Source organism: Sphingomonas sp. Ant20, from assembly GCF_000783375.1.
Classification (GTDB): Bacteria; Pseudomonadota; Alphaproteobacteria; order Sphingomonadales; family Sphingomonadaceae; genus Sphingomonas; species Sphingomonas aerolata.
On record NZ_JRVI01000199.1, the window covers coordinates 1 to 20,935 of the forward strand.

Consider the following 20,935-nt stretch of genomic DNA (forward strand, 5'->3'; position numbering starts at 1 on the left):
GGTAGCGGACCGCTACGGTGCGCAGAACGGCCATGGCGAGCAGCGCCAGGTCTGCCTGGCGCACCTGCTACGCGACGCACAATATGCCATCGACAGCGGCGACATGATGTTCGCACCGGGCTTCAAGGCTTTGCTCAAGCGGGCCTGCAACATCGGCAAACGACGAGACCGGCTCAAGAATACAACGCTTGCCCAGTATCTCGCCCGGCTGGAGCGACAACTGACCGGCCTGATGAAGCTCGCAGTACCGCACAAGCAGGGGCAAAAGCTCATGCGCGCGATCAAGAGGTGCCGCACCGACCTGTTCGTGTTCATGACCCGGCGCGACGTGCCCTACACCAACAACGGCTCGGAACGCGCGCTGCGCATGTCGGTGATCTTCCGCAAGGTAACCGGTTGCTTCCGCTCGACCTGGGGCTCGCAGTTCTACGCTGCCACAGTCTCCGTGATCGCCACAGCAAAGCTACACGGCAAGACCGCCCTCCAAGCGATCGTAGACGTCATCTCACAGCGTCGTGCGCCGACCCTCGCCGCATAGGGGGTGAGCAGATACCAATGGAGAAGCGTAACTATGATTTGAGCGGTCTCGAAGTCCGCGCACCGTCCGACGATGGCACAGGCAAGGCGGGCGGCTATGCTGCGGTCTTCAACAGCGACAGCCACGATCTGGGCGGGTTTGTCGAGGTGATCGAACCCGGCGCGTTCAAGCGTTCCCTATCGCAGGCACAGACGGGCGCTCTGAATATCTTCGCGCTATGGTCCCACAGCGACGCGTTGCCGCTCGGCTCTACCGGTTCGGGTAAGCTTACCTTGTCAGAAGATGAGCGCGGCTTGGCCTTCGAGCTTGATACAAAACGCTTCACGCCCGCGCAGCTTGATAGCCTTGCCGATGGCGAGCTTCGAATGAGCTTTGGCTTCACCGTCCGCGAACAGGAATGGAAGGAATTGGCCGATGGCTCGATTCTTCGGACGCTAAAAGATGTCGATCTTGTCGAGGTCTCTTTCGTGATCAATCCAGCATATCCCGACACCAGCGCTGCAAAGCGTAGTCTCGATAAGTGGCAGGAAGGGCGCGTTACCCCATCTACCATCGCGGAAGAAATCGCAGAAGCCTTCGAGGGGCATAAGGCATCCGATAAAGTGCTTCTCGACCTTCGTAATCGCGCCCGTGCCGCCTCTTTGAAGGCGCGCGGCAGGCTGTGACACTCTAAAGATAAATAATCTTCAGGACCCTTTCTGGAGATTACTTTCAATGAATATTACTGAACTTCGCACGAAGTCACTGAAGCTTGCGCATGATGGCGCTGACCTACTCAAGACTATCAAGGACGACGGCTCGAACGAAGCGGAAGTGACTGCGCAGTTCGATAATATGATGAAGGAAAGCGATGGCCTCGCAGAGCGGGCTGCACGCTTGGACGCTGTCGAGGCTCGCAATCGTTCGTTCGGTGAGATCGTCACGGACATCCCCGAGACCGGCACGACCGTCCGTCACGCCAACGACACCGATGAGAAGCGTGAAGCCGCTTTCAATTCCTACATTCGCGGCGAGAAGTCCCTCTCGGAAATCCGCGCCATGGGCGTTGCCACCGATCCAAAGGGTGGGGCACTGGTTCCGACCGGCTTTATCAACAAGCTGATTACGCGCCTTCGCACCGAAGGTCCGATGCTTGACCCCTCGCTGGTTACCTACCTCTCGACCGCAAGCGGCAATCCGATCGAAATGCCGACTTTTGACGACGACAAGCGCGCCGTCATCATTGGTGAGAACACTATCATTCCGGAAGACGATCTGGCCTTCAACTCGAAGATGCTGGGCGCATATAAGTATACCTCGAAGTTGGTCCGTGTTTCGAACGAGCTTCTTCAGGACGCAGCTATTCCGGTTGACGACACGATCAGTGGTGCTCTCGCTCGCCGTATCGGTCGCGGTCTGAACGAAGACCTCACCACCGGCACCGGCGTCAACATGCCAGAGGGTATCGTTACCGCCGCATCGTCGATGACCGCTGCACTGGCGACGGCATTCTCGGTTGAGGAGCTTTTCGCACTTCAGCACGCGATTGACCCCGCTTACCGTCGCACCGGAACTTGGATGTTCAACGATGCCGTTTTGCTGAAGGCTCGCACCATGAAGGACACCACGGGTGCCTTCATCTGGCAGCCGGGTATGTCGGTCGACGCTCCGCAGACGATCCTTGGCCGTCCGTTTGTCATCAATCCTTACATGGATTCGGCATTCTCGACCGGTAAGACGGTAGCTCTGTTTGGTGACCTCAAGGCATACACCGTTCGTCAGGTTCGCGACATCTATGTCCGCCGCCTCGAAGAGCGTTACGCCGACTACGATCAGGTTGGTTTCGTCGCGCTCGCTCGCTTCGACGGCAAGCTTTTGGACAACGGCGCTATCAAGGCGCTGAAGCTCGCCTAATGAGGGCGACCGTAACCGCGAATCTTATCGGGGAGCCTAATCGCTCTCCCGGTGAGACCGTCGAAGGCAATGAGGCAGTCCGCCTTTGCGCAGCCGGTTTCGCTACTCCCATCGTGGAGAAACGAGAAAAGGCAGTGACCAAAACTACAGCGAAGGAAGTTCGCTAACAATCGGGGAGAGCGTCAAGCTCTCCCCTTTTTGCTAAATATCGGCATGAACTTCAATCGAATATCCCGCACTGTCGAGCCGACACAGCTTCCCGTTTCGGTTGAAGATGTAAAGCTTCAATTGAATATCAGCAATCCAAACGAGGATGCGTTTCTCGTCAACCTGATAGAAGTGGCAACTGCGATGATCGATGGTCCGCATGGCATCGGTATTGCGCTTTGTCCGCAGACTTACGAGTTCTCTTTGAATGGCCTTTCGGCAAACTTCACGATCCCCATCTATCCGGTTCGCAGTGTCGACAAGATCGAATGGACGGAGCACGACGGTGTCAATTATTCTTCCACCGCGCTTCGCTTCGACCGAAACACCAATCCTTGTCAGGTCTACCACGATATCCGCGCCACACCGCGCGAAGGAAGCGCAGTGCTGACATTCACGGCAGGCTTCACAACGGTTCCAGCCGATCTACGGCAGGCTATCGTTATGCTGGTCGGCCATCTTTATGAAAACCGAGAAGCCACCAGTGCGGTAAAGCTCGAAACGGTGCCGATGGCGGTAGATACGATCTTGGCTCGCTACCGTGTTAGCTGAACTAAATAATGGTATGACCAAAGTTATCTTCACTAAAGACTTCGATTATCGGCAGGATGAATATCTGACGATCGCCTACACCGCTGGCATGGAATGCCTTGTAGACGATGAATGCGCTACGCAGGCAATTGATGCGGGTGCCGCTACCTTGGCTGAAGACGAAGAGCCTTCGGACGAAGAGTGATCAAGACGGTAGGCGCGGGAATGTTGCGCGACCGTATCACCGTCACGCGTGCCAGTGAGGCACCGAACGGCAAGGGCGGCAAAAAGAAGGTAATCGAAACCATCGCTGATAGTCTGCCTGCCTCGATCGCCGTCAAGCGCGGTGGTGAGGTGGTGCAGGCGCAGCGCCTTGGTGCGCAGACGCCCTACGAGATCGTCGTTCGATACGATGAGATCACCGCCAGCATCACCAGCCGGGACACGATCACGGACGGTAACGGCGTCGTTTACTCGATCGACTGGGTTGGCTCGCTCGATGAGGGCCGCAAGCGTTGGCTCTTGATTGAAGCGAAGGTCGGAACGGTGGCCAACCGATGACCCTATGGAGCGCGAACAGCGAGATCGCCAAGTGGAACAGTCAGATTGCCAACCTTCCCCATAAGGTTCGTGATGCGGCGAAGGACGCGAACACAAAATCACAGGATGAGTTTGCGAAACGCCTTAACCGCGCCACGCCGCTTGGCGACGATCAAGATCACATCCGTAGCACGATCAAGAAAAGCGATGGTGACGCGAGCAAGTTGGAGAAGGTGGTAAGCATCGGCTCGGCAGCGCTGCACTACATCATTCCGTTGGAATTTGGTCACAAGCTCGGTTCGAAATTCGTCCCCGGCGCACGGTTCTTTCGATCCGTTCGAACCATCATGCGAAAGAAGCACCGCAACCGTATGCGCACAGCCATCCGCAAGGCGCTCAAGGCGGTTTACCCATGAGCTACCGCGATCCATCCCTTGCATTGCAGAACGCCGTCTACGAGGCTCTAAAGGGCCTTGCTGGGGGTAGTGTGTTCTACGATGTCCCAGAGAAGCAATCGTTACCGTATATCTATTTCGGTGATGACGATCTTTCACCGTCTTATGATGGCGGAGACTTCACAGACGCGACCGCCAATATCGATGTCTTTGCCGCTGATAAGGCGGAAGTGAAGGAGCTTGCCGCGCTTGTAAGTGAGGCGTTGAACAAAGCTCTCGAACTAGAAGGATTTGTAGTCATAGAATGGTTTGTTGGACCAAGTTCCTTCCGCGTTATGCAGGATGGAATGACCCAACAGGCATCATTGGAATTCGACTATCTGATCCAACCAGCCAATTAAGTCGTTGGGATAAATAATCTTCAGGACCCTTTCTCTGGAGATTATTAAATATGGCATACATTCAGCCCGTTCTCGGCGCACAGCTTATGATTCAGGTCGGCAACGGCGCTACCCCTGAAGTCTTTGCTGCATCGACTCTTATCAATACATCGCGTGGCATCAGCTTCACGACCGCCACCGAATCCGATGAACTTATCGACCTTGCCGACCAGCTTGCACCCGCACAGATGATCCGTCGCGTGAAGTCGGTAGATACGAAGATCGATGGCGCAGGCATGCTGCATAAGCCGGATGCGATCACATGGCTTCAGTGGGCCGCGAAGGGCACCGTTAAGAATGTGAAAATCACGGACGGCACTTGGACTGTTACCGGGCCTTATGTCCTTACTTCGTTCAATATCACTGGCGACCGCGTTAAGTCTTCGGAATGCTCGATCACGCTTGAGCAGGCTGGTGCTGTAACCATTACGCCGACCGCCTAATATGAGTGGTTCCATGCGCTCGGCAACGCTCACAAACCAATTCGTAGGCGAGGGCTATCACAGCCTTCGTCTCGGAATTGACGAACTTATCCAGCTTCAAGAAAAACTCGGTGCAGGTCCGAATGTTGTCGCTACTCGCCTTTTGCAAGGCGAATGGCTGGTAGACGATATTCGCGAAACGATCCGTCTTGGTCTTATTGGTGGTGGCATGTCCCAAAAGGATGCCTTCGATCTTGTAAATCGATGCGTCAAAGAGGGTTACCTGATGGATTACATGTCCGTCGCGGCGAACACGCTTTACGCGGCTCTTACCGGTATTGAGGATGAACCACTACCGGGGGAAGCGGACGCCCCGACGATGGAGAACCAGACCCCTTCGGAAGATTGAAGTGGGGTGAGTTTTTCAAAGCTGGCGGGGCAGCAGGCTATACGCCCAAAGAGATACGCGAAATGTCTCTTTGGGAATTCCTTATGACGATCGAAGGTTGGAAAAAGGCCAACAATGTTGGTGGAGATGCGGACGGCAGTGCCAAACCGCCTACCGAAGAAGAATTCGAACACGCGTTAGCTACGATGCTCGACTAACAAGCGAACCGGCCATTCTGCTAAATATGGGATGGCCGGTCCTTCTGCAACTCTCGAAACACGCTTCACTGCAAACATCACGCAAATGGAAGCCGAACTTAAACGGCTTACGCGTCTTAACAATCAAGCCGCTTCTAACGCAGCAGCCGCACACGCACGAGCCGCGAAGGCGTCGAACAATGCGTGGGCAAATTCCAACATCGGTAAGGCGCTCGAAAGCCAGCTTCGCGGCATCGGTCCGATGCTTAAGCAATATGGCGCGCTGTTCGCCAGCATGTTTGCGGGACACGAAGCCCTACAAGCGGTAGATTCCTACACCCGCTTTACTAACTCTCTAAAAGTTGCTGGGCTTGAAGGCGCTGCACTTAATCAGGTTCAGGACCAGCTTTACGCAAGCGCGGTTAAGAATGGCGTAGCGCTCGAACCGCTTGGTAAGCTGTATGGTCGCGCACAGGCTTCTGCAAAGGAGCTTGGCGCATCACAGAAAGACTTATTGCAGTTCACGAACGGCGTTAGCTCGGCATTGCGTGTAGCTGGAACCTCGACCGAAGAAGCAAGCGGCGCGCTACTACAGCTATCGCAGCTTTTGGGCGGGGCGGTTGTCCACGCAGAAGAGTTTAACTCGGTCAACGAAGGCGCGCGTCCGATCCTCGAAGCCGTTGCTCGCGGTAACGAGAAATATGGCGGCAGCGTCGCCAAACTTCGCGCAGAAGTGTTGAAGCAGAAGGTCACATCGCGCGAATTTTTCAATGACTTCCTCGCAGGTTCTGCGTCTCTGGAATCGCAGGCGGCTAAAGCCCCTCTGACGGTCGCCGCATCGTTCCAAAACCTCCAAACGGCGTTCACTCGGTATATCGGCGAAACGAACGAAGCATGGGCAATTAGCGAGAAGCTAACAGCCGCGCTCGCTTCGATGGCGGACAACTTCGATATTCTGGTAGAGTCGGTAGCCGTCTTGGGCGGCATTTACGCGGCAACCTTTGTCCCGGCGCTTGGTCGCGCAGCAGCGGGCTTGGCTCTGGGCACCGTCGCTACCGCCCGATCGACCGCCGCGAGCATTGCGGATACAGTGGCGTTGATCACCCGCACCAGCGCCATCTACGGCGTTTCCACGGCCAGTGCGACGGCAACGGTAGCCGCGCGCGGTCTTGGTGCCGCCTTGGCTTTCTTTGGCGGTCCTATCGGAATTGCCGTCATGGCGATTGCCGCCAGTATCGCCTACCTCGGCGTCACCAGCGCGAAGGCTGGGCTCGAAACATCCGCGCTAACCTCGAAGATCGATGCGCAATACAACGCGTTTCAGGAAGCGGAGAAGGCTGCGTCGAAGAAGCGGGTCGAAACCGGCAACCTGACAACGGCAGAACACCAAGCCGCAATCGCTACCGCCAACATGACTGGCGAAGCGCACAAGCTAAAGGACGCATATTACCTCGCGGCAGCAGCCGCCAAAGCGCTCGCGCTACAGCAAGCGCGCTTGGACGCAGCCGAAGGGCTGAAGCTCCGCGATAAGGCACGCCTCCGCTTTGACGAGCGTGTATCGCGTGAAGAGGGGCGCGAGCTTCGCCGCAACACCAGCTTTAGTGGTCCGGGCCTTCCCGCGATAACAACGCCCCTGACAGCGCAACAGCGACAGGCGGCGAGGGAGCGTGCGTTTCGATCCGAAGAGGGGCAGACTTGGGCGCGTGGCGTCCGTGTCGCCTATGAAGGCGCAAAGAATGTCGGTCGCATCCGTGGTTTGAAGCTCGAAGAATACGGCGCAGCACCGGCAAGCGCTCCCGAAACGAAGACAGGGGGCGGTAAGGGAGGTGGCGGCAGTAGCAAACCTTCCGACAATACCGACGCATCTAATCAGGCAATCGAGCAGGCTGAAAAGGCTTATCGTGCTGCACTGACTGCAAGCGCGCAGACTTTTGATGAGCGCCATAAGTTCGCTTTGGAAAACTTGAAAGCGGAACGCGACGATCAAGTTGAAGACCTCAATCGCCGTGCGGCAAAAGGCGAGATCACGAAGGCGGCAGCGGACAGCGCGGCGGCTATCGTTGAAACGACATACCAGCAGAACATCACCAACGCGATGTTGGAGCACGGTAACAATATCGCAGACCAGCAGAACCGCATTACGCAGCAAGTCACCGATTTGCGCGCCGAAGAACTGCGATTGGAAGCCGACCACCTCAACGGTCTGGCGGATGAAACCAAAGACCTTCGCAAGCGCGCGATGTATCAGCGCCAAGCCTTGGAGAAGCGACAGCAGGCAGAAGACGAAGCCTTTAAGGTTGCACAGGACATTCTTGCGCTGGATCGTCTGCGTGAAGGCTATACGCGCGAGGAAGTCGACCGCCTTCGCCTCGCTGCACAGAAGAATCGTGATACCGTCAAGCGCAATGAGAAGGGCGATTTGGAGCGCGATCAGAAGAACGATACGCCAAACACGGTCAAAGGCCAGCTTGACGATTATGCGCAGTCGTTCGGATCGATGAATGAACAGCTTGGCAATATCGCCAAGAACGGAATCGACACGCTCACCAACGGTCTAACCGATGCGATCATGGGCGCTAAGTCGTTCGAAGAAGCCTTTGGTGAGATGGCCAAGGCGGTAATCGCGCAGCTTATTCAGATGGCTGTTCGCTTTGCGATCTTCGAGGCGATCGGTGCGGCGTTTGGTATGAAGGGCTTGGGCAAGGCAAGCCTTGGTATCGCTCGAAACGCGAAGGGGACGGACTTCTTCGGCGGGGGCTTGTCGCTGGTTGGTGAGAACGGACCAGAACTGGTGGGCATGCCGCGTGGCGCACAGGTGGTGCCAAACAATCTTCTACGGAATGCGTTTACCGCGCCGTCGAATGGCGGTCCGTCTAACTCTGTGACGAACATCACCACCAATGTTCACGCTAATGATGCAGTTCTCACCAGCACGGTAAAGGGTTGGATTCAGGAAGCCAATGTTGGGGCGGTCACCGCATCCAATAAGATCACGCAGCAAAACATATCGAAACGCAACAATAACACGCTTATGAGGCGATGAGCTAAATATGGGATGGCAATCGCTATCCCAACATTTCCGGTAGGCTCGTCTACTACCATTTCGCTCAAATCGTCTGCGATCGATCAAAACCCATATTTGGGCGGTCCTACCCAACGCGTGGCCAGACTTGGCGACAAATGGTCTTATAGCGTCGATATGCGCCCAATGAGGTCATCGCAGGCGCGACCATTAATCGCGCGCTTGCTGCAAGGTCTATCCGCGAAGGTGCTTGTTCCAATCATCTTATCGGGCATCGATCTTCGCGGACAGACCGATGTCGCGGTAACTTCCGGCGCGGGCAAGACGCTCACCTTTACCGGTTCGCCTACGGGCAAGGTCGAGGGGCAGTTTTTCAGTCTGGTGTCGAATGGCGTTCGATACCTCCACCAGATCACCACGATAAGCGGCAACACCATAAGCTTTCAGCCATCGCTTAAAGTTGCGTTGAAGGGCGGCGAAGTTTTGGAGTTTGCCGCACCGATGATCGAAGGCTTCCTTGAAGGAAGCGAGCAGAGCTTCACCGTGGGCCTTGCGGAAAACCTTGGCCTGTCATTCAAAGTGAATGAGAGCCAATAATGGATAGCGTTCTTCTATCCGCCTCGACGGCTCCGCATCTTCGCGCCTTTGTCGCGGTCCGTATCGAGCTATTGAGCGGTCCCATAATCAATCTTATCGACGGTAGCGGTGTCGTCACCTTCCCGGTCAATGGATCGTCTGTAACCTTCACCGGCTATGACAACACATTCGGTTCCTTGGGTGCCGCTAACTCCGTGGCAGAGCGCGTAGCAGATGAAGCGCCGCGTTTCTCGTGCACGCTTATGCCGCCAAGCGAACAGGCTCTGGGCACGCTTAATGACCCCCTACAGCAGGGATCGAAGGTCTACGCGTGGTGGGGGCTCTACAATGACGATACCGGGACCGTGATTGGCGTTCCCGAACTTCTCTGGAACGGCAAGCTCGACACCGTGAAGGTAAGCATCTCGGCTAATGCGATGACGGCTGAAATCGACACCACCAGCGCATTCGACAGATTGTTCACTGCCGAAGAAGGGCAGCGGCTTAATGGCGAGTGGCATCGTTCGATTTGGCCAAACGAGACCGGATTAGATTACACCTACGATGCAACTACCGATGTCTATTGGGGGATGGAGGCACCTGCGAAGGCGGCAGTTAGTTACGCAAGCGTGCAATCGGGCGGGGCTATGAACCAATATCGATAAGGGTTTGCTAAATATGGCATGGACCTTATCGCTCGGGTGGACGCCACACAGAAAACTATCGATCATTGGCTAGATGCAGTATTTGTATGGGGGGCTTCTGACTGCGGTCAGATGGTCGGTTCCCATCTTGAAGCGCTTGGCTTCAAAACTCCTCTTGGCGATGCCGGTAACTACACAACCGAACTTGGCGCGAAGCGTGTCATGCGGAAGCTTGGCGCGTCTTCGATGGAAGACTTTCTCGATAAGCTCGGGTTCGAACGCATCGCACCAGCGAGTGCGCTCACTGGCGATGTCGTCGGCTTTCCCGGCGGAAGCGAAGGCAAAGAGTGGACTGCGCTTGGCGTTCATGTTGGCACCGACAAGATTGTAGGCTTTGCCGCCGCTGGTGACGAAGCCGCGATTGTGCGCGCTGGTCCCGTTTCGGTTTGCACTGTCGCTTGGAGGGTTGGCTAATGCCTGCGGCACTCCCTCTCATCGCTGGTGCGTTCCTCGCAGCCGGTTCCGTTGCTACAGCCGTTGGCCTTGGCACCGCCTTTGTCGTTGCTGGTCTGGCGATCACTTGGACGGCGGTCCTAACGATTACGGGCGTCGCTTTGATGGCGGTCGCCTATCTCGCGAGAAAGACGCCAAAGCCCGAAAGTGCGGGGCAACAGCTACAGCAAAAACTTGATCCACAAGCGCCCGTACCGATTGCTTTCGGTCGCACCGCATCGGGTGGTTACATCACATGGCGTGGCACTTGGGGCAAAAAGAACGCCTTCTACGGCATCGTTACCGTCTTGTCGGCTGGCGGTCCTATTCAGGGCATCGAAAGTTATCGTGCCGGTGATTATCCAATCGGCTTCAATTTCAGTCCAAGCTCAATGCTTGCGACCTGTATCAATGTCGGTGGCTATTCGGGAAAATCGAAGCTCTACAAGGGCAAACTGCGCCAGCGTTGGGTGCCGGGTAATGCCCCTGCGAATACCACGCCCGCGAGCCTTACCGGGTATCCGATCCCGGCTGGTTCAATGTCTGGCCTTGCCCATGCGATCACGAGCTTTGAGTATGAGACAGACGCATTCCCCCAAGGTCTGCCTGCGAGCCTTTGGACGCTTAACGGCGTCAAGCTCTACGATCCCCGCAAAGACTCGACCTATCCGGGCGGCTCTGGTGCGCAGCGCGTGGACCAGCCTGCAACTTGGACCTTCAATGAGAACCCTTACCTCGCGGCTCTGCAATGGACGCTTGGCCGCTATGAGAATGGCAAGCGTGTCTACGGCATTGGTGCGCGTTGGAGCGAAGTTGATGTAGCGTCCTTCGTCAACGGCGCGAATGTCGCTGATGCGAACGGCTGGAAGGTCGGCGGTGTCGTCTCGACCAGTGATGACAAGTATTCTGTTTTGGCATCGCTTCTCACATGCGGCTCGGGTGTTCCGGTCGCACGCGGGGCGCAGATCGCCTGTTCAGTGAATGCCCCAAAGACTGCGGTCCTAACGCTCACCAAAGAAGACATCATTGGCGAAGTTGAGATTAGCTCTACCACATCGTGGCGCGATCGACAGAACACCATCATTCCGCGTTACCGTGAAGAATCGCAGAATTGGGAAATTATTTCCGGCGAGCGTCTTTCAGCCGCTACCTATGTTGCGGAAGACGGTGGTGAAACCAAGACCGTAGAAATCGAATTCCCGTTGGTTCAGCAGGCAAAGCAGGCGCATCAACTTGCCGCCTATGAGCTTGTTAACTCGCGCGAGTTTTTGACATTCACCGTCAACGCCAAGATGCGTTTGATCGCGGCTCGCGTTGGCGATGCGATCATGGTCAATGTGCCACAAATCGCGGCAAGCTCGACCAAGTGCACAGTGGCGGGACGCGAGTTCAATCCTTCTGACTTGTCCGTGACCCTGACGCTCAAGAGCGAGACGGACGCCAAGCACGCCTATGCGCTTGGTCAGACACAGGTTGCGCCACCGTCACCGAAGCTCGACGGTTACGATCCCTCCAATCCCGAAGCGCCTGCCTCGACCGCTTGGGCAATCACTGCGACGGCGATCAAGAACGATACGGTCACGCTCCCGGCGATCGTCGTTACCGGCGCTGCGGACGATCCCAACGCGGCTACGGTCATCTTCGAGTATCGTCCACTTGGATCGTCGGAATGGTTGAACGGGGGTGAGTATCCGCGCACCACCAACCGTGTCGAGCTAACATCGGTCACCACCGGAACCGCGTATGAAGTTGCGGTAAGCTATCGCACGAACCTCAATGTCATTGGCGAACGCCTAATTCTTGGCGCGACGGCTGGTGACATGAAGGTCGATTGGCAGACGATCGTAGACGGTCCGGGTAAACCGGAAGACGGCGCGACAGTCGGTGCACCCGAGTGGACAACGTTGGTGATAAGCCGGTTCCTGATGTCCTTGAGGACATTGACGACGCGAAGGGTAATGCACAGACAGCGGTAGACGCGCTGAAGAATAACGCTGGCCAGATCATTCCGGTGAAGGACATTCTGGTCGATATAAGCGATCTTCAAGAAACCTTTGGCGACACCGTTAGTGCGAGTGCCGCGCGCGATGCCGCATTGGCGTCGCAGAATGCGGCGAAGATTAGCGAAGACAACGCCAAAATTGCCAAGGACCAGTCGCAGGCGGCACGCGATGCTGCAAACCTTGCAAAGGACGATGCGCGAGCGAAAGCCATCGCGGCGGCTGTATCGGCCACTGATGCTGGCGGCTTTGCCACCACCGCGAGTGGGCAGGCTACGATCGCCACACAGAAAGCTGATGCATCGGGGCAGAGCGCCACGATAGCTGACGGCAAGGCGCAGATTGCCACCACCAAGGCTGGCGAAGCATCGGTAAGCGCAAGCAATGCCGCAACGAGCAGCAATAGCGCGGGGCAGAGTGCATCGACCGCTACCTTGCAGGCTGGTGTAAGCTCTCGCGCAGCCGCCGATGGTGCAGCCAATGTTGCAAACGCCAACCGCTCGCCCGGTGCGGCACCATCGCTCTGGTCATACAACGATTACAACAATTTCTACCCGACAACGCGCCTACCTGCGACCTCAATTGGTGATTTCAGCTACACCAATTCTGTGTTGCGTCTTAACTCGGGAATTCATGTTCACCCGGTTGAGCCAACGCGCATTGAACCGTCGAAGCGGTATCGAGCGTCCGTGCGTTTTCGTCTTGTCCTAGATGGCCCGCAGCCAAACGGGCACAGCCTTTATATCACTTACTGGAACGCCGAAGGACAGCTTTTGGCGGACAACACGCTATTGGCGAACCAACTCGCATCTACAACGGTAGCGGCAGGCTGGGTAGAAATTAGTGCGGTAATCAGCAGCGATGGTCGAGGTGGATCGGTCAAATGGCCCGCAAATACCGCGTTCATGCGGGCCATGTTTCGCGCCAGTGGAACGCCTACCGAAGTCGCATCGGTCTATCTTGAAGATGTCGACAGCAAGCTTGCGGCTAACGATAGCGCGGTAGCGGCAGCAGGATCGGCTTCGATCGCTGCAACGAAGTCCGATAGCGCAGGACAGAGCGCGTCGGCAGCGAACACGAGTGCGGCTAACGCTCTGACGAAGGCTGGTGAAGCTTCCGTTAGCGCCAGCAATGCAGCGACCAGCGAGAACAACGCGAAGGGGTCGGCTAACACGGCATCAAGCAACGCCACATTGTCTGCAACGAGCAGCGCAGCGGCACTGTCGGCAGCGATAAGCACGATTCCATCGAGCTTCACGCAGGGTGGTGATTTTTGGTCCGTAGATTACGGCGGTGCTGAAACGCGCCCGTCATACTTTGGCGCAAATTACACCTTCGATAAAGGTGCGTCGACCGTCACAATGGCGGGCACCGGTTCGCCCGGTCAACTCGATATTGCACCTCGTGGTTCAGTCGCCTTGGTTGAAGGTCGCACACGGCGTCTTACGATGCGTTGGCAGGTTCTTTTCGCAGCGGGCAATTACACCGTTACGGGCTTCATTTACTTCATTGGCATGAGAGCCGATGGTGTCCCTGTCGAAACACCGGGCAAACAGGTGTCGCTTGTCAGTGGTGGAAAAGGATGGGGAGCAGAAAACGGCTACGAGTCACACACTTATGAAGTTGCTGATAGCTACCTTATCGAAAGAGGTGCGGTTCGGATGCGTGGTCTGGCGCGCTTCATTTGCGCTGTTGGAACGGAACAGTTCAAGCTTGCAGACTTCAGCCTCGACGACATCACAAGTGAAGTGGCATCGGCGGGTAGCGCAGCAGCTTCGGTAGTTTCGGCTTCCACAGCATCTACAAAAGCGGATGCAGCGGGGCAGAGCGCGGCGGCGGCAAATCAATCCAAGCTCGATGCGCAGGCGGCAAACGGTGCTGCATCTGGATCGGCTTCCGCTGCATCTGGATCGGCGGCAACAGCGGGTGCCCACGCATCGGCGGCGGCGCTTTCCTCGAAGCTCACGGCTGCGTTTTCCGCTACTCGTGGACTAACACCAAATGGAAGCTTTGAGACCGGTCCGGAAGGTTGGTCGGCAACCTCAAACATGGTCTGGGCACCCAATTACTATCGTGGTCCGGGCTTCCAAGCTGTCAACAGCTATGGCTCGATGTCATCGGCGAAGCCTATCCGGGTAGATACCACCCGCAAGTATCGCCTATCAAGTATGCTTGTGAACCATGGGCCAAACCCGGCAACGGTGTATGTCGGTATCACTTGTCTCGACAATAACATGAACTTCCTTGGCAATATCTACATGCCCCAATTCACTTGGGGTGCCCAAGGGCCAACGATGCCGCCGGGTAGTGTCCAACCCGCTGTGAATGATATTACAGGCGAATCCGGAACAGCACCCGTCTACGGTCATGCTGGTTTCTTCGTCACTGGCACCGTCTATGTTCAGCTAATCGCATATCTGAATTATCCTTCACCGCAGCCGGTGGCGGGGACGCAGGAAATTAACTACCTGTATCTTGAAGATGTCACGAGCGAGAAGGCGGCAGAGACGCAGGCAGGGATCGCGACGCATCGGCGGCAACCGCTGCCGCTCAATCGTCGAGCGCGCAGAATTCTGCTAATCTTTCGGCAACCTACCGCGACCAATCGGCGGGCTATCGAGATGAATCGAAATCGGCACGAGACACGGCAATTGCGCAGGCTGGTGTAGCAAGCTCGCAAGCGGCTGTTGCGACAACGCAGGCAGCGCTTGCAACAACGAGCGCAACGGTATCCGCGTCGGTCGGGTCGGGTCTCGCTAACAAGGGTTCGACTTTCTCGGTGTGGCCTGATGGTCAGGCAATCCCGTCCTACTGGACGAATTGGGGTGATGCATCGAACGCAAAATTACCCGGTATCGTTGGGCGCTATGGCTTCCAACAGTATGCCGCCGCGAATGCCACCGAGACGGGCTTACAGGCAACCTTGGCCACAGACGATGGCTTCACAAGCTTGAAGTCTGGCACTTATATCGTCGATGCAGAAGTCACGCTCGACGGTGGATCGTTCCCCGGCGCGGGTGTCTTGTTCCGTGGCTTTGATGCTTACGGCTCAATCACCAACGATTGCTATAACAGCTTTGCCGCTATTGGTTCCGATGTCTCGCCAGATGCTCCTACTGGCAATGGTGTAGTTGGATCACGCTACCGTTTCACGCAGATGTTCACGCTTCCCCCCTAATACCAGTTCATGCATGATCTATTTGATGACGCAGTGGGCAGGTTTTGGCGCGCGTAACGAGAAGCGTATCACTTGGCACAGGGTCGGCGTTCGTCGAGCTACACAGGCTGAAACGCAGTCCGGTAAGGTTGCGGATATTAATGCACGCGTATCTACGCAGTCTGGTGCCATCGCGGTGTTGAACGGCAAGAATGCGGCTTGGATGCAAACGGAAGCCATTGCTGGCGACGGTCGCGCCATTGTCTCGCTTCGCGCTGATGGCCAGACCGGTAGCTCGAACATCGATCTTGCCGCCTCGCAAATCCGTTTGATCAATTCGGCTGGTGGCGTTCTTTCCCCAACCTTGTCGGTGCAGAATGGCAATGTCACGATCGCTGGCGATCTTTACATGGGCGCGGGTCGGATTGTCAGCACTAACGGTGCTTACATGAAGGTTCAGGGAACCGGGTTCGGAACTGCGAACCAATTCATCGAATGGTTTGGACCTAACATGGCGATTTCGTCATGTTCCGAAGCTAATGCGCAGTATTATCTAAAAACCAACGGTAGCGCATACTTTGGTGGCTCGCTGTCGGCTGGTGTGCTGAAGAATGCTGTTCAGACTACATCGCAGGCACTTGATACAAATGTCACCACAGGCAACTTCGGATCGAACGGTAAGTCGCGTGTTGTGACTGTGAGTTATTCCGCTTCGTCGTCGTCACAAGTTATCAACCAGTGCCCGACGCATTACACGCCTTATGCCACGGTCCGTCTGTATCGAGGGACTAACGCATCGGGAACGCTCCTGTCGGAACAGACCTTCAACGGTTCGCATAGTTGTAGTCCGGGCGCTGGGCAGTATGAGCCGGGGTATATGAACGATGGCATCGGCGGTTCGATTACCTACACCGACAACACAGGTGGTTCGTCATCTTCATACTTCGCTCAAGTCGTCGGGCGAAATATCATGGCAACGAATCTTTCGCAGGGTTTGGGCATCATATCGGTCGAGCAATAAGGCTCGACCGATACCTCACATATTAATGTGGATAGATAAATATCCACATGGAAAACACTAACACACCTACCCCGGAAGAAATTGCCGAAGCTCGCCGCATGGTTGCCGCTGATGATCTTGCTCGAATGGAAGCGGACCGCGCACAGCGTGTCGAATATATGAAGCCGCTGGTTGATCTTATCAACTCTGATGCGTTCATCGAAGTTGAAGCGGCTCTTGTCGCTATGAAGAAGCACTACAATGCGGATGATTGGCCTGCGCAGGCTGTATCCGGTCTTGTGACCGCGACCTTGCCATGGTTGAAGAATATCGCAGGCATGTCTTTGGCGCGTCCAACGGAGTAAGCCTATCGGTATGTTCGGTAGCAGTTTCATGTAGCTGAATAAATACCGATATGAATATTATCGAAATACACGGGCGCAGTGGATACACCGCACTTATTCAACGCGTCGTTGAAGGCACTCAACTCGATATCTCCCATGGGGTAATCTACTTCGAGATTCCCGCAGCGAAGCTGCGCAAGCGTTTGATGGGCGATAATGTCGACTTGCTGTCGATGCGTCTCATCCTCACGCGGGAGGAAGTCGAAAACATCCCGACAATCGCCAGTGCCTACGCGATCGTAGATGAATCTGGCGATCTACCGTCCGTTATTGGCGCAGGTTCTATTCGGCGCACCGGTTACAAGGGGGCACCGTCATGAACGATGGTCTCATTCTGGTCAGTACGCCCATTGCTACAACTCTCGTTGTGAGCGGCGTTCCCCTCTCCACACCGGGGGCGTCTGGTCCGCAGGGGGCGAAGGGTGAGGCTGGTATCGCTGGTCCACAGGGCGAGCGCGGACCGCAGGGCGCTACGGGGCCGCAGGGCGTCGCTGGTCCACGAGGCTCGCAGGGCGTTGCAGGGCCACAAGGCGCTACGGGACCGCAGGGCGAGCGCGGTGAACCCGGCGAGCAGGGTTATACCGGACCACCGGGTGTTCAGGGTCTTACCGGACCACAGGGGGCACAGGGTCCTACGGGACCACAGGGTGAACGCGGTATCGATAGTGACCCGGCTGTTCTCAACTCGATCGGGACGCGCGTTGACGCGCTTACCGCCTCTGTCACCGAAATTCGAAGCCTTGCTCCCGAAGCGCTCAACGCGTTCAACGAGGTGGCAGCGGCTCTAAACAACGATCCAGAATTTGCGATGACGATGACCACGGCGCTTGGTCGTCGTGTTCGGGTGGATGCCGCGCAGGCTCTCACGGTAACAGAACGAACAGTAGCGCGTTCAAATATCGACGCAGCGTCCCTGTCGGATGTTTCGTCAAAGCTGTCGAAAGATAGTTATGTCCGCAGTCTCGAAATCGTTGTCAGTGGTAAGCCGCCAGCCAGTGCGTTGATCGGTAGCGGTAGAGTTTCGCAAGCCGGTCAGATCGATGTCAGCGCAAGTTCGTTCATTGTAGACACCGCTCCGACAGCTTCCGTGGTTGTCACGATCAAGCGTAATGGAGCGAATGCCGGAACGGTTTCGTTTGCGGCGGGTGCAACGACAGGCGTGCTCTCGATCGCATCTGCAAGCCTTGCGATCAATGACCGTCTGTCATTCTACATGGGCGCGGCAGACAACACCTTTACCGGGCTTCAAGGTTCGTTGGTGGTCCGCCTGTGACCAAGGTCGTCGAATTTCTTAGTACGCCTAATCAAATATCGAATTGGATCGTGCCAGCCGGTGTCACGAACCTTCGTGTTGATATTCTGGGGGCGGGCGCAAACGGTAATAACGGAACTAACTCATCGACCTCGAAAGGCGGATCGGGCGGTGGTTTTGCATATCTTCAATCGTTCCCGGTCAATCCCGGCGATGTCCTTGAGTATTATGTTTCCGGTGTAGTGGCATTCAATGCCGCTCGAACCATAACATACTTTGGCAATGCGCAGTTGGTGGCGGCTTATAGTGGCATCAACACCAACGGTGGCGGGACGAATGCCGGTGGCGCGTATCTTGCGGGCGATGGCGGATTTGGTGGCGGCTATAGTGTCGCGGGACGCCTTGGTGGCGGTGGCGCGGCTGGTCCTAATGGACCGGGTGGTAATGTCCTTGTCGGTGGCGGGGGTGGCGGTGGTGCCAATGGTGGTGGTGACTCACAGGGCTATACGGGCGGCAACAACCGATTTGGATATGGTGGCGGTGCAGCAGCAGTAAGCCCGACATCGGCGGCTGGTGTTGGCGTTGATGGGGGCGGTGGCGGTGGCGGTAATGGAACCGCGTCCGCTGTCTACTTTCGAGGGGCAGACGGCTCACAAGACACCATCTGGATTTCGACCTTAACAGGTGAGACCGCAGGTCCGGGCGGTGGCGGTGGTTCATCGTCCGGTTCGGGCGTTGGCGGCAATGGTGGCGGGTATGGCGCAGGTGGTGGCGGTAGTCGCGCCTTTGAGGTTGGCCGTCAGCAAGGGACCCAAGGGCTTATCGTGCTCACTTACGAAATCGAGCTTGGCTTCCATTCGTATTCCTATTGGCTGTGAGGAACCATAGCCTCTTGATCCGTGTTCCCGTTCTGTTCTAAATGATTGGGCAGGACGGAGACACGACTAATGATGATCACGCCAAGCGCTATCGCGGATGCCATCGCTGATGCCCCCGGATGGGCGCTGGTGGCCCTCACAGTGCCTCAAGAGCGATTAAGGAATGAGGCGCGCCGCGAAGTGGCAGAGCATCTCTACGGGGCTCTGTATCGACCTGATGCCAATAGCGAGCAGCTTACGCTTCCTTTGTGATCGGTAGCTCGCGGCGTTTGCCATGAGTGAGATGAAGGCCGGTTCAGCAATACGGTTCGCTGCCGTCACATGTTTAGGACCGCATCACTGGATGTTAAATTATCGGAATCTACTTCTTCGGCTTGCACGCGAGCTTCTTCCGCTTCGTCTCGTGCAATTTGTTCGAGCAGCGGCCTGATTGCATTTGTTACAGCGTGATTCACGGACTGTTGGAGCGGCCCAATACCGGCGCGAACAACATAATTTGTATCATCATTGAGATCAGGGCTTACCGTGTAGGAAACATCTATTTCGCGAGGTAAGCCGCCTTCGACTGTAGCATGTGCGTTGCATTCAACCGAGGACGAATCTTTATTAATACCCGACAAGGTAATCATCGATAAATCTACGGTGACTTTTGAGGTGTATTCTTGCCAGTCACTTGCCCGCAAATTGTCGGGTTGTTCGGGGAAGGACATTGATGTCAGCGTGTCCTTTACCGCTTGGGTGCTACAGGCATGCGCATCGCCTTGTTTTAAAAAGGCCAAAGTTTGCTCCGCTGTCGCTGACGATACCGGCTCTATCACCGCAGTGTCGTTCAACTCCGCAGAAGGATTTGATGTCTCATCTATCGTGCTTGGACCGCATGCCCCCAGTGTAAGACAACACGCTAACGCAACCATTCGCACCGATTTTGACATACCACCCCCCGTGGACTGTGGTGTGCCCACACTCGCTATCTCGTGGTTACAGCATGGATCAGTTCACTGTGCAATTGGCCTCGGCGTCACCTTATGCGGCAAGGCGACCGTTGCGATACGGGCATGCTTCGGCATCGAAATGTGAGGCTGCAAATACGATAAGGGATCACTAGGGTAGATCGGTATTAGTCCTCGTTTTTCGAGATCGACCCTTTGGTGTCTACCCAGACTGGGCCATCGATCACCGGGACGCCAGTGGGCCAGCGACGCGCGAGACAGCGATCCTTGGCTATGCGGGTGATGGAGACCATGTTGGACTGGTTGCCGCCAAGGACATGGTAGGTGGTCGCATCCTCACCAGCGTAGAGCCCGACATGACCGCCACCCGGACGCTTGAACACCAGCACAGCGCCGGGTGAGAGGCGATCGGCGCGCAAGTTCGATCCCCAATCCTGCCACGAGCTTGCCCGGACGGCTATCTTGGGAGGCGCGATGTCCGCCTGCGTCATGCAGTGTGCCACGAACAGGCCGCACCACGGGGTCTCGTCGTCGGTAATGCTGATACCCAGCATTTTTGCGCCAAGAGTCTTTGCCCACGCGAGGATCGTCGGGTTATGGCGGGGGCCTACAATTTCGCGGGTCCCTACAAGTCTCTGTGCTTCGTCATACCATTTCATGATGGTATTTAGACAGCCGTGGAATTCGACCTTTTGCGGGGATACCGGGTGTTCTTATTACTTTCGTCTATGTGTGTCGGCTTGGTGATCCTTGCCGCGATTGCCATGCGTAGGGCAGGGGGATCGTGGAAGTCGATCTTAATAAACCTTGCCTTCGCTTTGGCTGTCCTTGCCGCGCTGTTTGTCGGTCTAAAAGCTATCGAGTTATCGCAAACGAAGGTTGAAGGGGGGCAGGAGGACCCCAACTGCGCTGAAACACGCAGTGGCTTCGAATGTTACCAAGATCGAGAGTTAAAGTGATTGCGTCTAACAATCAGGTCGCCGCAAAAGTGAGTCACCCCAAAGTCTAA

26 protein-coding genes are annotated in these 20,935 nt (G+C 56.1%); 23 read left to right on the forward strand and 3 right to left on the reverse strand.

Annotated elements, in window-relative coordinates:
• The 14 genes from NI18_RS17935 to NI18_RS17995 all read left to right on the forward strand — a co-directional run.
• A partial coding sequence (locus NI18_RS17935) for a transposase (RefSeq protein ID WP_037531937.1) occupies nucleotides 1–538 on the forward strand: 538 nt, incomplete at its 5' end.
• A 17-nt stretch (nucleotides 539–555) separates the two neighbouring features.
• Nucleotides 556–1,203 carry an HK97 family phage prohead protease gene (locus tag NI18_RS17940; RefSeq protein WP_052149319.1) on the forward strand — a complete coding sequence of 216 codons (648 nt, stop codon included), beginning with the start codon at nucleotides 556–558 and terminating at the stop codon, nucleotides 1,201–1,203.
• 49 nt (nucleotides 1,204–1,252) lie between these two features.
• Nucleotides 1,253–2,431 (forward strand): phage major capsid protein, encoded by a 1,179-nt coding sequence (locus tag NI18_RS17945; RefSeq protein WP_052149320.1) that lies wholly within the window; start codon nucleotides 1,253–1,255, stop codon nucleotides 2,429–2,431.
• 213 nt (nucleotides 2,432–2,644) lie between these two features.
• Complete coding sequence (locus NI18_RS17950) at nucleotides 2,645–3,190, forward strand: head-tail connector protein (RefSeq protein WP_084215273.1); 546 nt, start codon at nucleotides 2,645–2,647, stop codon at nucleotides 3,188–3,190.
• Nucleotides 3,191–3,203: 13 nt separating this feature from the next.
• Nucleotides 3,204–3,374: a hypothetical protein gene (locus tag NI18_RS25240; protein WP_157840573.1), complete on the forward strand. Its 171-nt coding sequence runs from the start codon at nucleotides 3,204–3,206 to the stop codon at nucleotides 3,372–3,374.
• Complete coding sequence (locus NI18_RS17955) at nucleotides 3,371–3,730, forward strand: head-tail adaptor protein (protein WP_128082306.1); 360 nt, start codon at nucleotides 3,371–3,373, stop codon at nucleotides 3,728–3,730. Before NI18_RS25240 ends, NI18_RS17955 begins: the two co-directional genes overlap by 4 nt.
• Nucleotides 3,727–4,125, forward strand: coding sequence for a hypothetical protein (locus tag NI18_RS17960; protein ID WP_037531943.1), 399 nt, complete (start codon nucleotides 3,727–3,729; stop codon nucleotides 4,123–4,125). The genes NI18_RS17955 and NI18_RS17960 overlap by 4 nt, the downstream gene beginning before the upstream one ends.
• Nucleotides 4,122–4,505 (forward strand): DUF3168 domain-containing protein, encoded by a 384-nt coding sequence (locus NI18_RS17965; RefSeq protein ID WP_037531944.1) that lies wholly within the window; start codon nucleotides 4,122–4,124, stop codon nucleotides 4,503–4,505. The genes NI18_RS17960 and NI18_RS17965 overlap by 4 nt, the downstream gene beginning before the upstream one ends.
• Before the next feature lie 50 nt (nucleotides 4,506–4,555).
• The gene (locus NI18_RS17970; protein WP_037531946.1) at nucleotides 4,556–4,987 is read left to right on the forward strand and encodes a phage tail tube protein; all 432 of its coding nucleotides are present in this window, start codon (nucleotides 4,556–4,558) and stop codon (nucleotides 4,985–4,987) included.
• Nucleotides 4,988–5,000: 13 nt separating this feature from the next.
• Nucleotides 5,001–5,375 carry a gene transfer agent family protein gene (locus tag NI18_RS17975; RefSeq protein ID WP_037531985.1) on the forward strand — a complete coding sequence of 125 codons (375 nt, stop codon included), beginning with the start codon at nucleotides 5,001–5,003 and terminating at the stop codon, nucleotides 5,373–5,375.
• The gene (locus tag NI18_RS24620) at nucleotides 5,372–5,572 is read left to right on the forward strand and encodes a hypothetical protein (RefSeq protein ID WP_037531949.1); all 201 of its coding nucleotides are present in this window, start codon (nucleotides 5,372–5,374) and stop codon (nucleotides 5,570–5,572) included. Before NI18_RS17975 ends, NI18_RS24620 begins: the two co-directional genes overlap by 4 nt.
• Before the next feature lie 31 nt (nucleotides 5,573–5,603).
• Complete coding sequence (locus NI18_RS17985; protein ID WP_084215274.1) at nucleotides 5,604–8,594, forward strand: tape measure protein; 2,991 nt, start codon at nucleotides 5,604–5,606, stop codon at nucleotides 8,592–8,594.
• Between the two features lie 12 nt (nucleotides 8,595–8,606).
• The gene (locus NI18_RS17990) at nucleotides 8,607–9,170 is read left to right on the forward strand and encodes a hypothetical protein (protein WP_128082307.1); all 564 of its coding nucleotides are present in this window, start codon (nucleotides 8,607–8,609) and stop codon (nucleotides 9,168–9,170) included.
• Nucleotides 9,170–9,814, forward strand: a complete 645-nt coding sequence (locus NI18_RS17995) for a hypothetical protein (protein WP_052149322.1) — start codon at nucleotides 9,170–9,172, stop codon at nucleotides 9,812–9,814. The genes NI18_RS17990 and NI18_RS17995 overlap by 1 nt, the downstream gene beginning before the upstream one ends.
• Before the next feature lie 69 nt (nucleotides 9,815–9,883).
• Here the strand turns inward: NI18_RS17995 and NI18_RS24625 are convergent, their stop codons facing one another.
• Entirely contained in the window at nucleotides 9,884–10,279 is a 396-nt protein-coding gene (locus NI18_RS24625) for a hypothetical protein (RefSeq protein WP_128082308.1), read from the reverse strand.
• On the opposite strand from NI18_RS24625, the gene NI18_RS18005 reads away from it, so the two are divergent.
• From NI18_RS18005 to NI18_RS24640, 8 genes are all read left to right on the forward strand, one after another.
• Nucleotides 10,267–12,261, forward strand: a complete 1,995-nt coding sequence (locus NI18_RS18005; RefSeq protein WP_084215275.1) for a phage tail protein — start codon at nucleotides 10,267–10,269, stop codon at nucleotides 12,259–12,261. The two genes, NI18_RS24625 and NI18_RS18005, sit on opposite strands and share 13 nt — an antisense overlap.
• Nucleotides 12,180–14,954, forward strand: coding sequence for a hypothetical protein (locus tag NI18_RS24630; protein WP_128082309.1), 2,775 nt, complete (start codon nucleotides 12,180–12,182; stop codon nucleotides 14,952–14,954). The genes NI18_RS18005 and NI18_RS24630 overlap by 82 nt, the downstream gene beginning before the upstream one ends.
• Before the next feature lie 110 nt (nucleotides 14,955–15,064).
• Nucleotides 15,065–15,463 (forward strand): hypothetical protein, encoded by a 399-nt coding sequence (locus tag NI18_RS24635; RefSeq protein WP_128082310.1) that lies wholly within the window; start codon nucleotides 15,065–15,067, stop codon nucleotides 15,461–15,463.
• 13 nt (nucleotides 15,464–15,476) lie between these two features.
• Nucleotides 15,477–16,463: a DUF1983 domain-containing protein gene (locus NI18_RS23645; protein ID WP_084215276.1), complete on the forward strand. Its 987-nt coding sequence runs from the start codon at nucleotides 15,477–15,479 to the stop codon at nucleotides 16,461–16,463.
• Nucleotides 16,464–16,510: 47 nt separating this feature from the next.
• Entirely contained in the window at nucleotides 16,511–16,807 is a 297-nt protein-coding gene (locus NI18_RS18020) for a hypothetical protein (RefSeq protein ID WP_128082311.1), read from the forward strand.
• A 50-nt stretch (nucleotides 16,808–16,857) separates the two neighbouring features.
• The gene (locus tag NI18_RS18025; protein ID WP_037531964.1) at nucleotides 16,858–17,166 is read left to right on the forward strand and encodes a hypothetical protein; all 309 of its coding nucleotides are present in this window, start codon (nucleotides 16,858–16,860) and stop codon (nucleotides 17,164–17,166) included.
• A gap of 488 nt (nucleotides 17,167–17,654) precedes the next feature.
• The gene (locus tag NI18_RS27345) at nucleotides 17,655–18,119 is read left to right on the forward strand and encodes a hypothetical protein (protein ID WP_306286501.1); all 465 of its coding nucleotides are present in this window, start codon (nucleotides 17,655–17,657) and stop codon (nucleotides 18,117–18,119) included.
• The gene (locus tag NI18_RS24640) at nucleotides 18,116–18,976 is read left to right on the forward strand and encodes a hypothetical protein (protein WP_128082312.1); all 861 of its coding nucleotides are present in this window, start codon (nucleotides 18,116–18,118) and stop codon (nucleotides 18,974–18,976) included. Before NI18_RS27345 ends, NI18_RS24640 begins: the two co-directional genes overlap by 4 nt.
• A 317-nt stretch (nucleotides 18,977–19,293) precedes the next feature.
• On the opposite strand, the gene NI18_RS24645 is transcribed toward NI18_RS24640, so the two are convergent.
• On the reverse strand, nucleotides 19,294–19,809 hold the full coding sequence (locus NI18_RS24645) for a hypothetical protein (protein WP_128082313.1): 516 nt from the start codon (nucleotides 19,807–19,809) through the stop codon (nucleotides 19,294–19,296).
• A gap of 284 nt (nucleotides 19,810–20,093) precedes the next feature.
• A complete protein-coding gene (locus tag NI18_RS18045; RefSeq protein WP_037531969.1) occupies nucleotides 20,094–20,585 on the reverse strand; it encodes a TIGR02594 family protein in 492 nt (163 codons plus the stop codon).
• A gap of 18 nt (nucleotides 20,586–20,603) precedes the next feature.
• On the opposite strand from NI18_RS18045, the gene NI18_RS25900 reads away from it, so the two are divergent.
• The gene (locus tag NI18_RS25900) at nucleotides 20,604–20,885 is read left to right on the forward strand and encodes a hypothetical protein (RefSeq protein ID WP_037531971.1); all 282 of its coding nucleotides are present in this window, start codon (nucleotides 20,604–20,606) and stop codon (nucleotides 20,883–20,885) included.
• Nucleotides 20,886–20,935: the final 50 nt, after the last annotated feature.

Excerpts from the sequence above, each read along its gene's own strand:
- NI18_RS17945 (WP_052149320.1), top strand. The coding sequence starts at position 1,253 with ATGAATATTACTGAACTTCGCACGAAGTCACTGAAGCTTGCGCATGAT.
- NI18_RS17960 (WP_037531943.1), top strand. The coding sequence starts at position 3,727 with ATGACCCTATGGAGCGCGAACAGCGAGATCGCCAAGTGGAACAGTCAG.
- NI18_RS17985 (WP_084215274.1), top strand. The coding sequence starts at position 5,604 with ATGGCCGGTCCTTCTGCAACTCTCGAAACACGCTTCACTGCAAACATC.
- NI18_RS23645 (WP_084215276.1), top strand. The coding sequence starts at position 15,477 with ATGATCTATTTGATGACGCAGTGGGCAGGTTTTGGCGCGCGTAACGAG.
- NI18_RS17950 (WP_084215273.1), top strand. The coding sequence starts at position 2,645 with ATGAACTTCAATCGAATATCCCGCACTGTCGAGCCGACACAGCTTCCC.
- NI18_RS27345 (WP_306286501.1), top strand. The coding sequence starts at position 17,655 with ATGACGATGACCACGGCGCTTGGTCGTCGTGTTCGGGTGGATGCCGCG.
- NI18_RS18045 (WP_037531969.1), bottom strand. The coding sequence starts at position 20,585 with ATGAAATGGTATGACGAAGCACAGAGACTTGTAGGGACCCGCGAAATT.
- NI18_RS17940 (WP_052149319.1), top strand. The coding sequence starts at position 556 with ATGGAGAAGCGTAACTATGATTTGAGCGGTCTCGAAGTCCGCGCACCG.
- NI18_RS17990 (WP_128082307.1), top strand. The coding sequence starts at position 8,607 with ATGGCAATCGCTATCCCAACATTTCCGGTAGGCTCGTCTACTACCATT.
- NI18_RS17995 (WP_052149322.1), top strand. The coding sequence starts at position 9,170 with ATGGATAGCGTTCTTCTATCCGCCTCGACGGCTCCGCATCTTCGCGCC.
- NI18_RS18025 (WP_037531964.1), top strand. The coding sequence starts at position 16,858 with ATGAATATTATCGAAATACACGGGCGCAGTGGATACACCGCACTTATT.
- NI18_RS18005 (WP_084215275.1), top strand. The coding sequence starts at position 10,267 with ATGCCTGCGGCACTCCCTCTCATCGCTGGTGCGTTCCTCGCAGCCGGT.
- NI18_RS17965 (WP_037531944.1), top strand. The coding sequence starts at position 4,122 with ATGAGCTACCGCGATCCATCCCTTGCATTGCAGAACGCCGTCTACGAG.
- NI18_RS17975 (WP_037531985.1), top strand. The coding sequence starts at position 5,001 with ATGCGCTCGGCAACGCTCACAAACCAATTCGTAGGCGAGGGCTATCAC.
- NI18_RS18020 (WP_128082311.1), top strand. The coding sequence starts at position 16,511 with ATGGAAAACACTAACACACCTACCCCGGAAGAAATTGCCGAAGCTCGC.
- NI18_RS17970 (WP_037531946.1), top strand. The coding sequence starts at position 4,556 with ATGGCATACATTCAGCCCGTTCTCGGCGCACAGCTTATGATTCAGGTC.
- NI18_RS25240 (WP_157840573.1), top strand. The coding sequence starts at position 3,204 with ATGACCAAAGTTATCTTCACTAAAGACTTCGATTATCGGCAGGATGAA.